Origin of the sequence: Acidovorax sp. (genome assembly GCF_046339755.1) — a bacterium.
Classification (GTDB): Bacteria; Pseudomonadota; Gammaproteobacteria; order Burkholderiales; family Burkholderiaceae_C; genus Acidovorax.
Map to the genome: position 1 here is coordinate 1 of NZ_JBKDTZ010000080.1, position 11,875 is coordinate 11,875.

The following is an 11,875-nucleotide window of genomic DNA, read 5'->3' on the forward strand; positions in this document are numbered from 1 at the left end:
ATCCCCGGGCAGGAAGGGCATGACGACCACGCCGGTCTCGACGAAGACGATGACGAACAGCAGTGCATAGACCCAGGGCCCGTAGTTCTGCACGAACATCTCGAGGTACTTGTCCACGTGCAGGATGAAGTCGATCAGGAAAGTGAAGAGTTCCATGGGTCAGGGCGGTTGAAAGCAGCGCGCATTATCCCCATGGGACATTTGCCAGCGCCGCCAATCCCCCACGCGAGCGCACCCTAAAATGCCCTGGTGAGCTCCATCCCCCTCTCCTCCCCCGCCACCGACATCCCGGCCCGCCGCCCGATCCGCGACCTGCCCGACGAACTGATCAGCCAGATCGCTGCCGGCGAGGGGGTCGAGCGCCCCGCCTCCGTGGTGCGCGAGCTGGTGGACAACGCCCTGGATGCCGGCGCCAGCCAGATCACCGTGCGCCTGTCGGCCGGTGGCGTGCGCCTGATCACGGTGGAGGACGATGGCGGCGGCATTCCGCAGGACGAGTTGCCCGTGGCCCTGCGCCGCCACGCCACGAGCAAGATCACCAACCTCACCGACCTGGAGACGGTGGCCACCATGGGCTTTCGCGGCGAGGCCCTGGCCGCCGTGGCCTCGGTGTCCGAGATGTCGCTGCTGTCGCGCCCGGCCAGCCAGGCCACGGCCTTCCTGCTCGACGCGCGCAGTGGCGAGTTGCGCCCTGCGGCCCGCGCCACGGGCACCACGGTGGAGGTCAAGGAACTGTTCTTCTCCACCCCGGCGCGGCGCAAGTTTTTGAAGACCGACGCCACCGAACTCGCGCACTGCATCGAGTCCGTGCGCCGCCATGCGCTGGCGCGGCCCGATGTGGGCTTTGCCATCTGGCACGAGGGCAAGCTGGTGGAGCAGTGGCGGGCCACCTTCGTACCGGGCCAGGGCGATGCGCAGGATGCGCTGGCCCGGCGCCTGTCCGATGTGCTGGGCGAGGATTTCGTCACCGAATCGGTGGCCGTGCACCACCGCGCCGGCCCGGTCACCGTGAACGGCCGCGCCGGCCTGCCCGATGCCGCACGCTCGCGCGCCGACCACCAGTACTGCTATGTGAACGGCCGCTTCGTGCGCGACAAGGTGCTCACCCACGCGGCCCGCAGCGCCTACGAAGACGTGCTGCACGGCCACAAGCAACCGGTGTATGCGCTGTACGTGGAGATCGACCCTGCGCGCGTGGACGTGAACGTGCACCCGACCAAGATCGAGGTGCGCTTTCGCGACAGCCGCGAGGTGCACCAGGCCGTGCGCCATGCGGTGGAGAATGCGCTGGCCGCACCGCGCGCCGCCGCGCTGGCCGCTGCAGCCCTGGCTGCAGAAACGCCACCTGCGGCCACCGAACCGGCCCCCTTCACCCTGGCCAGGTCGCCGCTGCCCGACTGGCGCGCCCAGTCGGCCATGCGTTTTGACGAGCCCGTGGGCAACAAGGTATCGGACCTGCAGGCCCTGTGGGGGCCGGCTTCCGCGCCGGCGCCGGCCGCAGCGGCCACCTGGGGGGCAAGCACCGCACCCGTGGACGCCCGGAGCACCGTCGGCACGGTGGCCACGCAGGTCGCCTATGCCCCGGTGGCGCCGCCTGCACCGGCCGTTCAGCGCAGCGCGGGCGATGCGCCCCTGCCCACCGGCCGCGACGGCCAGGAAATCGCCTGGCCCCTGGGCCGCGCGGTGGCCCAGATCCATGGCGTCTACATCCTGGCCGAGAACGCCCAGGGCATGGTCATCGTGGACATGCATGCCGCGCACGAGCGCATCGTCTATGAGCGCCTCAAGTCCCAGGTGGACAGCGGCGCGCGCATCGCCAGCCAGCCCCTCTTGATCCCCGCCACCTTCGCGGCCACGCCCGAAGAGGTGGCCGCGGCCGAGGCCTCGGTGGAGGTGCTGGACATGCTGGGTCTGGAGGTCGTGCCCTTCTCGCCCAAGACCCTGGCTGTGCGCGCCGTGCCCACCACGCTGGCCCAGGGCGACCCGGTGGAACTGGCGCGCAGCGTGCTGGCCGAGCTGGCCGCGCACGACGCCACGACGGTGGTACAGCGCGCACGCAACGAGATCCTGGGCACCATGGCCTGCCATGGTGCGGTGCGCGCCAACCGCCGGCTCACCCTCGACGAGATGAACGCCCTGCTGCGCCAGATGGAGACCACGGACCGCTCCGACCAGTGCAACCATGGCCGCCCCACCTGGCGCCAGCTGTCCATGCGCGAGCTGGACGCACTGTTCCTGCGCGGGCGCTGAACCGTACCAGCCTCCTGCGGACGAGGGCCTTGCCTGTGCACCGTCACAGGACGGCGCTATGCTGAGAACCCCAGCCACGGAGTGCCTGTTGCAGCACATCCCCAGCCAACTTCCCATGCTCCGCGAACATTGCCCCTCGTCCCCCATGGCGCCCTCTTCCACACCCAGGTGGCTGGGCGCCGCAGTGGCTTTGGCGGTGGCGCTGCCAGCCCAGGCAGGCCGCCCGATGAGCGTGGATGATGCGGGCGTGGCAGACGCCGGGCAAGGCCAACTGGAGGCCTGGTGGGAAGGTGCCCGTGGAGCTCGGGGCACCAGCTACCTGGCCCCGGCCTATTCGCCGTGGCAAGGGATGGAGCTGGGTGCGGTACTGGCCCGTGACCACGGGGCCCGGACCACCCTGCACGGCCTGCAGGCCAAATGGCTGTGGAGCCCGTCCCGGGACGAAGGCTGCAACGCGGCCAGCAGCGTCGGCGTGGTGCACACCCGCCACACGGCCCACAGCACCCTGGCGCTGACCCTGGTAGGCACCTGCGCCACCCCCTGGGGGGCCCTGCACGCCAACCTGGGCGCCCTGCGCATGCCCGAACGGCACTGGGCCCCCGCCTGGGGATTTGCCGTGGAACGCGCCTTCGGCCCCGTCACCGTGCACGCCGAAGCCTTCGGCCAGCGCGGCAGCGCCCCCACCTTCCAGACCGGCGCCCGCTGGGAGTGGGCGCCGCAATAGCAACTTGACGGCAGCATTGGCCGACAGCAGGGCCGCACGCTGCTGAGCGCGGGTATCCGGCGCGGCTTCTGAGAGCCCTTTCAGGCAGAAAAAGAAATCGGCCCCGATGGGGCCGAAAGTCTGATCGCAAGGACCACAGCCGGAAAAACCGGCGCTGCCAAAGGCCAGCGCTCCCGCGCAAGGGCCGCCCCGCCGCGCTGGGAGCGTCCCCCCTTGGGGGGGATGGCGCGCAGCGCCTCAGGGGGGCTCAATTATCGCGAGCGGCTTTTGCCTGGTCGGGGAAGTCGCTGAACAGGCCGTCCACGCCCAGGTTGAAGAACAGCTTGTACTCGGCCTTGGGGTCGCCCTTGAAGTCCGATGCGAGCTGCTTGGGCTCGCTGCGGAAGGTGTAGGGGTGCACGAACAGGCCTTCGGCATGCGCGTTCTTCACCACGTCGGTCGGGGGCATCATCACGCGGTCGCGGTTGTCGATGATGCCGTCGCCGTTCAGGTCGTCGGCCTTGCCGTCGTTGTTGGCGTCCACCTGCTTCGATGGGATCAGATAAGGCTTCCAGGGGCCGATACCGTCGGCGTAGGTCTTCACTTCCTTCAGGCCGGCCGGGGTCAGCAGGCTGGCGAAGGTGCGGGCATCGCCGGCCACGGCGAAGTCGTACGGCTTGTCGTACGGAGCCACCAGCGACATGCTGCCGTCGGCCTTCACGTCGTCGGCGTCCACCAACTGCACCAGGCGCACCTGGGACTTGCTGCGCAGGTACTTGAGGTTCGCGACCTCGAAGGACTGGATGATGACCGGCGAGTTCTTGGCCGTGTAGCCGTTCTTGGCCAGGATGGCCAGCAGGCGGTCTTCGAGCGCCAGGTTCAGGCCCACGTGGTAGGTGGGGTGCTTGGTCTCGGTGTACACGCCCACCGTGCGGCCGGCCTTGGCGCCTTCGGTCTTGGCCAGTTCGATGATCTCCTCGTAGGTGGGGATCTGGAACTTGCCATTGTTCGACTGGTCGCGGTCCGCCATGGGCTGGACGGCGCGCAGGGTCTTGATCTCGGCCAGGGTGAAGTCGCTGGCGAACCAGCCTTGTTCCTTGACGCCGTCCACGGTCTTCTCGGTCTTGCGGCTGGCGAACTCGGGGCGCTGCGAGACGTCGGTGGTGGCCGTGATGTTGGGCTCATGGCGCGCGATCAGCACACCGTCCTTGGTGGCGACGAGGTCGGGTTCGATGAAGTCGGCACCCAGCTCGATGGCGCGGCGGTAGCTCTCCAGCGTGTGCTCGGGCAGGTAGCCGCTGGCACCACGGTGGCCGACCACCAGGGGCGTCGCGCCATTGAGCGTGGGGTACTTGGACTCGTCGTCACCACCGCAGGCGGTGAGCGCCAGGGCAGCCAACACGGCCAGGGGAACGGCCTTCGAACCATTGATGTGCATTCGTCTTCTCCTCGTTTGTGAATTGGAATCGCCGAACTGTGGGGTCGGCGTGTGACATGTACATGACGCCCCAAAAGCGGGAATTAATCCTGCGACACATCACTCTAACGCATCAATTTGGTGCAATACAGGCGTCATAATCCCCACGATCGTGCATTGGAATGCATGGGTCCATGCTTTTTTGACATAAGCCGGGTCCGGGCCTTTGCCGGGCCGTTTTCCATCCTTTGTTGACTGAAGAAAGCCTTTTTCCGACATGAAGTACGACTCCGCAGGCAGTTTCCTGGCGCAGGTAGCGCAACGCAACCCCCATCAACCCGAGTTCTTGCAGGCCGTTACAGAAGTCACGGAAAGTCTCTGGCCCTTCATCCAGAAGCACCCGCGTTATGCCGAACATGGCCTGCTGGACCGCCTGGTGGAACCCGAGCGCGTGGTGATGTTCCGCGTCTCCTGGGTGGACGACCATGGCAGCGTGCAGGTGAACCGCGGTTACCGCATCCAGCACAGCATGGCCATCGGCCCGTACAAAGGGGGCCTGCGCTTTCACCCCTCGGTGAACCTGTCGGTGCTCAAGTTCCTGGCGTTCGAGCAGACCTTCAAGAACGCGCTGACCACCCTGCCCATGGGCGGCGGCAAGGGCGGCTCGGACTTCGACCCCAAGGGCAAGAGCCCCGGCGAGGTGATGCGCTTCTGCCAGGCTTTTGTCTCTGAGCTGTTCCGCCACGTGGGGGCGGACACGGACGTGCCGGCCGGTGACATCGGCGTGGGCGGGCGCGAGGTGGGCTTCATGGCCGGCATGATGAAGAAGCTCAGCAACCGGGCGGACTGCGTGTTCACGGGCAAGGGCCTGTCCTTCGGCGGCTCGCTGATCCGCCCCGAAGCCACCGGCTACGGCACGGTGTACTTCGCAGCCGAGATGCTCAAGCAGCGCGGCCACAGCTTCGACGGCCTGCGCGTGTCGGTGTCCGGCTCGGGCAACGTGGCGCAGTACGCGGTGGAAAAGGCGATGGAACTCGGGGCCAAGGTGGTCACGGTGTCCGACTCCAGCGGCACCATCATCGACGAAGAGGGTTTCACGACCGAGAAGCTGGCCATCCTGATGGACGTGAAGAACCACCACTACGGCCGCGTGGCCGACTACGCCGCACGCACGGGTGCGAAGTTCGAGGCCGGCAAGCGCCCCTGGCATGTGCCGGTGGACGTGGCCCTGCCCTGCGCCACGCAGAACGAACTCGATGCCGACGACGCAGCCGTGCTGATCCGAAACGGCGTGGTCTGCGTGGCCGAGGGTGCCAACATGCCTTCGACCATCGAAGCGGCCAAGGCCTTCGAGGCAGCGGGTGTGCTGTATGCGCCCGGCAAGGCCAGCAACGCGGGGGGCGTGGCCACTTCGGGCCTGGAGATGAGCCAGAACGCGGCCCGCCTGTCCTGGCCGCGCGAGGAAGTCGATGCCCGCCTGCTGCAGATCATGCAGGGCATCCACGCCGCCTGCCTGCGCTACGGCCAACGCGCCGATGGCAGCGTGAGCTATGTGGACGGCGCCAACGTAGCGGGCTTCGTGAAGGTGGCCGATGCCATGCTCGCGCAGGGCGTGGTCTGACCGGCAAAAGCAGCCAAAATCCCGCCGAAAGCGGGAAATAGGTAACAAAAGGGAGGCAGGGCCTCCCTTTTGCGTAACAGGCACGTTGTATGCATCGAAAAGCAGAACTTTCCTACACGCACGCGACTCAGTTCCTGCCATGAAGCGTACCGCCCTCCTGCTTTCCCTGGCCCTGGCCCTGGCGGTCAGTGCCGGCTGCTCGACCCTGGATGCCAAGCAGCGCGAATGGATCTTCCAGCCCAGCAACCGCAGTTGGGGCAGCACGGGCATCACCGAGGGCATGCAGGACGTGTGGATCGACTTCGAATCCCGCACCACGGCCAAGGCCGAGCGCCTGCACGGGCTGTGGATGCCCGCCGAGCGCGCCGATGCGCCGGTGCTGCTGTACCTGCATGGTGCGCGCTGGAACGTGGCCGGCTCGTCCCCGCGCATCCGGCGCATGCAGGCACTGGGATTCTCGGTGCTGGCCATCGACTACCGCGGCTTCGGCCAGAGCAGCGCCGGCCTGCCCTCGGAGGCCATGGCCGCCGAGGATGCACGCGCCGCCTGGGACTGGCTGGCCGCGCGGCACCCCACGGCGCCCCGTTACCTCTTCGGCCACTCGCTGGGCGGCGCCATCGCCATCGACCTGGCGCGCGAGGTCAAGGACGAGAAGGGCGTGATGGTGGAGGGCACCTTCACCAGCATTGCCGAAGTGATCAGCACCTTCAAGTGGGGCTGGCTGCCGGTGTCGGCGCTGATCACCCAGCGCTTCGAGTCGGTGCGCAAGGTGGCCGAGATCGGCTCGCCCCTGCTGGTGGTGCACGGCAGCAAGGACAGCCTGATCGCCCCCACGCTGGGGCGCAAACTCTACGACGCTGCCCAGGAGCCCAAGCGCTTCGTGCTGGTGGAGGGTGGTTCGCACCACAACACCAACGACGTCGGCATGGACCTCTACCGCGAGGCCCTGGTCTCGCTGTTCCGGCTCTCGCCCCCCGGTTACGAGGGCGACCCCGCGCCCATCGTGGGCCTCAACGCCGAACGGCCTGCGCCAGCGCCGACCACGCCTTGAGCGTGAGCGCATGCGTGGCCGCCGCGCTGGCCACGGGGTGCGAGGAGAGCTTGACGACCACCATCTCCGCGGCCGGGTTCACGTGGACCATCTGCCCGTGGATGCCGGAGGCCTCGTAGGCGCCATCGGCGTTGTGCAGCACCCACCACTGGTTGCGGTAGCTGTAGCCGGGCCGAGCCGTCTGGATACCGCGGAACTGGAACTTGCCGCGGTCGCCGCCCTTGGCGGTATCGTCGATCACGGCCTTGTCGAAGACCTTCTGGCCGTTGAAGGTACCACCCTGGCGCAGCATTTCGCCAAAGCGCGCCAGGTCGCGCGCCGTGGCGTTGAGCCCCGCGCCCTGCAGCGGCGTGCCGACGCTGTCGACCATCACATGGGCGTCCTCCTCCATGCCCAGCTTCTGCCAGATGTTCTCGCCCATGAGCTCGGCCCAGTGCCTGCCCGTGGCGCGCGAGACGATCCAGCCCAGCACTTCGGAATGCACGGTGCGGTAGACGAAACCCTCGCCGTGCTCGCCCTCCTTCTTCAGGGTCTTGAGGAAGTCGTAGATGGTGGTGGGCCCCTGGTAGCCCGGCGGGCGCGGCAGCATGCCGCTGGCCCAGCTGTAGCCGAATATCTCGGTCGTGGGGTCGGTGTAGACCTCGCGGAAACGCACGGCGCCAGTCATGTCCATGACCTCGCGCACCTTCATGTCGCCCCAGGCCGAATCGGCCAGCTCGGGCACGTACTTGGTGACCAGCGCGTCGGGGTCGATCCTGCCCTCATGCGCGAGCTGCGCGGCCATCAAGCCGGTGAAGGACTTGGTGACCGAAAACAACAGGTGCGGCGTCCAGGGCTTCATCTGGTTGTCGTAGCGCTCGAACACCACCTTGCCCTTGTGCAGCACGACGATGGCATCCGTGTAGGTGCGGGTGAGCCACTGGTCCACCGTGATGGGCTGGCCCTTGTCATCCTCAAACGAGAACGCACCCAGCGGGCGCGGATCGGCCGGCAGGGCCGATGCGGGGGCTGCACCCCGGCGGATGTTGCGCGTGGGCTGCAGCTCGCGCAGGTGCTGAAGCGCCCAGCGCATCTGCGGGTACTTGTAGGAGTTGCTCAGGTCCACGCGCTGGGCACCTTCGGGCGGGAAGGTGCCCATGTAGCCGAGCTTGTCGAGCGTGACCGATTCGGGTGGTGGCAGGGCCGGGGCCGCTGGGGCCTGAGCGTGCGCGCCAGCCGCGAGGACGCCTCCCAGCACCAGCGCCAGCGCCGCACGGGCCAGGAAGGTCGGCAGGCTCGGTGAGCGGGAAGGCAGTATCCGGGCCAGGCGGCCGGGGTTGCAGTGATGGTGCATGCGCTTGTCTCCTGTTGTTGTGGTGGTGCTGCGGGCGCCGCGCCAGGCGCCGCAATGCACTGTAGGGCGGCCCCTGGCGTCCCAATGTCGTGCACGCGACGTGAAGCCCCCATACCCGGGTTTCCCCGCCCCTTCTGGTACGCTCGGACAGATATGTCCGCCCCTTCTGCCACCGCCGGCCGCATGGCCGCGCCTGCTGCCATCGCACCGTCGCTCGCCATCCTCATCCTGGCCGCGCTGCTGAGCATCCAGCCCGTCACCACCGACCTGTACCTGCCGGCACTGCCGGCACTCACACGCAGCCTGGGCGCGCCCGTGTCCGCGGCCCAGCTCACGCTCAGCGGCCTGCTGCTGGCCTTCGGCTCTTCGCAGCTGGTCTGGGGCCCGCTGTCGGACCGCTTCGGCCGCCGCCCCATCCTGCTGGTGGGGCTGTCCATCTACACCGTGGCCTCCATCGGCAGCGCGCTGGCGCCCAGCATGTCGCTGCTGATCGTGTGGCGCATCGCCCAGGGCGCGGCCATGGGCTCGGTGGTGATGTGCGCACGCGCCATCGTGCGCGACCTGTACACGCCGCTGGAGGGCGCGCGCGCCATGTCCAAGGCGCTCACCGGCCTGGGCTTCGTAGCCTGCATCTGCGCACCGCTGGGCGGCCTGTTGGCCGAGTGGCTGGGCTGGCGTGCCTCGCTCTCAGCCCTCACGATGTATGCCGTGGCCACGCTGGCCCTGGTGGCCTTGCGCCTGCCCGAGACCCTGGTACACCGCAACCCGCGTGCCCTGCAGCCCGGGACCCTGCTGGCCACCTGGCTGCACGTGCTGCGCACCCCGACCTTCTGGGCCTTCTCGCTGCAGACCACGGCCACCTACGGCGGGCTGTTCACCTTTCTCGCGTCCTCGTCGTTCGTGTTCATCGACGTGCTGGGCCTGTCGCGTACGCAGTACGGCGGGGCCATGGCATCGGCCTGCGTGGCCTATTTCGCGGGCACCTTTCTTTGCCGCAGGCTGCTGGCGCGCTTTGGACTCAAGCGCTCCGTGGCCATCGCGGGCGGCCTGAGCCTGGCGGGCGGCACGCTGATGGCGCTGGTCGCCTACCTGGGCTGGCACCATCCCGTGGCCCTGCTGCTGCCGTTTTCGCTGTTCATGCTGGCCCACGGCATCCACCAGCCCTGTGGGCAGAGCGGCGCCGTGGGGCCGTTCCCGCAGGCCGCCGGCGTGGCCTCGGCGCTCAATGGCTTCATGATGATGCTGGCGGCCTTCGGCATCGGCGCCTGGTTGGGCCTGCGCCTGGATGGCACGGTGTGGCCGCTGGTCAACGGCATCTGGTTCTGGTCGGTGGTGCTGGCCCTGCTGTCGTGGACGCTGGTGCAGAAATTCGGAGACCCGGGTGAACGCGCCTGAGCACCTTCCAGCCATCGCGCTGGCCGGCCCTACCGCCTCGGGCAAGACCGCTGGCGCCCTGACGCTGGCCGCCGTGCTGGCGCCGCGCATTCCGGTGGAAATCATCAGCGTGGACTCGGCCCTGGTCTACCGCAGCATGGACATCGGCACCGCCAAGCCTACGGCGAACGAACTGGCCGCCGTGCCGCACCACCTGATCGACATCCGTGACCCGCTGCAGGCCTACAGCGCGGCCGAGTTCGTGCAGGACGCCACCCGGTTGATGGCCGACATCCGCGCACGCGGCGCGCTGCCGCTGCTGGTGGGCGGCACGATGCTGTACTTCAAGGCGCTGTTCGATGGCATCGACGACATGCCCGCGGCCGACCCTGCCGTGCGCGAACGGCTCGAAGCCCAGGCCGCCGAGCAGGGCTGGCCCGCTCTGCATGCCGAACTCGCGCGCGTGGACCCGGCCACCGCCGCGCGCCTGGCCCCGGCCGACAGCCAGCGCCTCCAGCGCGCGCTGGAGGTCTGGCATGTCTCTGGCAAACCGCTGTCGAGTTTTCACGCAGCCAAGGACCGGGCCCCCAGCGCAGCTGCTGCCAGCACGGCCCTGTTCAGCCTGGAACCCGATGACCGCGCCTGGCTGCACGCCCGCATCGCCCAGCGCTTCGATGCCATGCTGCAGGCCGGCTTCCTGGACGAAGTGAAGGCCCTGCGCGCACGCGGCGACCTGCACCCCGACCTGCCGTCCATGCGCTGCGTGGGCTACCGCCAGGCCTGGGAGAGCCTGGACGGCAGCTTCTCCATGGACAGCCTGCGCGAACGCGGCATCGCCGCCACGCGCCAGCTGGCCAAGCGCCAGATCACCTGGCTGCGCAGCATGCCGGCGCGCCAGGCCATTGCCTGCGACCGGCCCGATGCCACGGCCGCACTGGTGCACGCCGTGCTGGCACGGCTGGATGTCGCCGCGCCATGACCGCGCCCCTCAGCGTCAGCGGCCTGGGCAAGCACTATGGCGAGGCCACGGTGTTCGCTGGCGTCGACTTTACCGTGCAGCCCGGCGAGTTCGTGGCCATCGTGGGCGACTCGGGCGTGGGCAAGTCCACGCTGCTCAACTGCCTGGCGGGCCTGGATACCTGGGACACCGGGCGCATCACGCACGGCAGCACCGATCTGGGCACACTGGACGACACGGCGCGCGCGCTGTGGCGGCGCGCGCAGGTGGGCTTCGTGTTCCAGGCCTTCCATGTGCTGCCGCACCTGGACGTGGCGCAGAACGTGGCCCTGCCGCTGATGTTGCTCGGCCAGAACGAACCCGCGCGCGTGCTGCAGATGCTCACGGCCGTGGGGCTCGAAGGCCTGGGCGCGCGCCTGCCCCAGCAGCTCAGCGGCGGCCAGCTGCAGCGGGTGGCCATTGCCCGCGCCCTGGTGCACCGCCCTGCCCTGCTGCTGGCCGACGAGCCCACGGGCAACCTCGACCCCACCACCGCCGCCCGCGTGATGGACCTGCTGCTCGCGCAGACGCGCGGGCACGGCGCCTCGCTGGTGCTGGTCACGCACTCGGGCGCGGCGGCGGCACGCGCCGACCGGGTGTTGCGCCTCACCAGCGGCGGCATCGGCGCGGGCTGAATAGGCCCCGCGCCATGTTTGCCCTGCTGCGCACCTTTTCCTGGCAGGACCTGCGCCACCACCCCTGGCGCAGCCTGGCGGCCATGGCGGCGGTGATGCTGGGGGTGGCGCTGGCGTTTGCGGTGCATGTGATCAATGCCTCGGCGCTGGACGAGTTCTCGCAGGCGGTGCGCGCCGTCAACGGCCAGCCCGACCTGGAGCTGCGGGCCATGCAGGGCAGCCTGGACGAGGCGCTTTATGAGCGCCTGGCCACGCACCCGCAGGTGGCGCGTGCCAGCCCGGTGCTGGAGCTGTCGGCAGGGGCGGCGCCGGCCGGTGCCTTGGGCGCGCAGGCCGCGCGCGTGCCGCTGCGCGTGCTGGGGGCCGATGCGCTGCTGCTGCCGGCCGTGGCGCCGGCGCTCATGCCGCGCGCCTGGCCGCAGGCGGACCGGTTTGCAGTTTTTTCACCGGCGACCGTGTTCCTGAACCCCTCGTCCTTGCTGGCGCTGGGCGTG

The 11,875-nt window shown here is 69.0% G+C and carries 9 protein-coding genes and 1 pseudogene; 8 read left to right on the top strand and 2 right to left on the bottom strand.

All coding sequences use genetic code 11. The annotated features are described in order from the left end of the window. Nucleotides 1-249: 249 nt before the first annotated feature. Nucleotides 250-2,250: a DNA mismatch repair endonuclease MutL gene (gene mutL, locus ACK59X_RS06410; RefSeq protein ID WP_409956062.1), complete on the top strand. Its 2,001-nt coding sequence runs from the start codon at nt 250-252 to the stop codon at nt 2,248-2,250. Between the two features lie 145 nt (nt 2,251-2,395). Next, nucleotides 2,396-2,974 carry a hypothetical protein gene (locus tag ACK59X_RS06415; RefSeq protein ID WP_409956063.1) on the top strand — a complete coding sequence of 193 codons (579 nt, stop codon included), beginning with the start codon at nt 2,396-2,398 and terminating at the stop codon, nt 2,972-2,974. Between the two features lie 247 nt (nt 2,975-3,221). On the opposite strand, the gene ACK59X_RS06420 is transcribed toward ACK59X_RS06415, so the two are convergent. Then, entirely contained in the window at nt 3,222-4,391 is a 1,170-nt protein-coding gene (locus tag ACK59X_RS06420; RefSeq protein WP_409956064.1) for a glycerophosphodiester phosphodiesterase, read from the bottom strand. A gap of 256 nt (nt 4,392-4,647) precedes the next feature. Here ACK59X_RS06420 and gdhA point away from each other — a divergent pair, with 256 nt between their 5' ends. Both gdhA and ACK59X_RS06430 read left to right on the top strand, forming a co-directional pair. Next, complete coding sequence (gdhA, locus tag ACK59X_RS06425; protein ID WP_409956065.1) at nt 4,648-5,991, top strand: NADP-specific glutamate dehydrogenase; 1,344 nt, start codon at nt 4,648-4,650, stop codon at nt 5,989-5,991. Between the two features lie 139 nt (nt 5,992-6,130). Next, on the top strand, nt 6,131-7,042 hold the full coding sequence (locus ACK59X_RS06430) for an alpha/beta hydrolase (RefSeq protein WP_409956066.1): 912 nt from the start codon (nt 6,131-6,133) through the stop codon (nt 7,040-7,042). Here ACK59X_RS06430 and ACK59X_RS06435 read toward each other — a convergent pair. Continuing rightward, nucleotides 7,002-8,375 carry a serine hydrolase domain-containing protein gene (locus ACK59X_RS06435; RefSeq protein ID WP_409956067.1) on the bottom strand — a complete coding sequence of 458 codons (1,374 nt, stop codon included), beginning with the start codon at nt 8,373-8,375 and terminating at the stop codon, nt 7,002-7,004. The two genes, ACK59X_RS06430 and ACK59X_RS06435, sit on opposite strands and share 41 nt — an antisense overlap. Nucleotides 8,376-8,528: 153 nt before the next feature. Here ACK59X_RS06435 and ACK59X_RS06440 point away from each other — a divergent pair, with 153 nt between their 5' ends. The 4 genes and pseudogenes from ACK59X_RS06440 to ACK59X_RS06455 all read left to right on the top strand — a co-directional run. Next, entirely contained in the window at nt 8,529-9,770 is a 1,242-nt protein-coding gene (locus tag ACK59X_RS06440; RefSeq protein ID WP_409956068.1) for a multidrug effflux MFS transporter, read from the top strand. Further along, nucleotides 9,757-10,728 carry a tRNA (adenosine(37)-N6)-dimethylallyltransferase MiaA gene (gene miaA / locus ACK59X_RS06445; protein ID WP_409956069.1) on the top strand — a complete coding sequence of 324 codons (972 nt, stop codon included), beginning with the start codon at nt 9,757-9,759 and terminating at the stop codon, nt 10,726-10,728. Before ACK59X_RS06440 ends, miaA begins: the two co-directional genes overlap by 14 nt. Beyond that, nucleotides 10,725-11,381, top strand: coding sequence for an ABC transporter ATP-binding protein (locus ACK59X_RS06450; protein WP_409956070.1), 657 nt, complete (start codon nt 10,725-10,727; stop codon nt 11,379-11,381). Before miaA ends, ACK59X_RS06450 begins: the two co-directional genes overlap by 4 nt. 14 nt (nt 11,382-11,395) lie before the next feature. After that, nucleotides 11,396-11,875 (top strand): annotated as a pseudogene (locus tag ACK59X_RS06455) (ABC transporter permease); the annotation flags it as partial.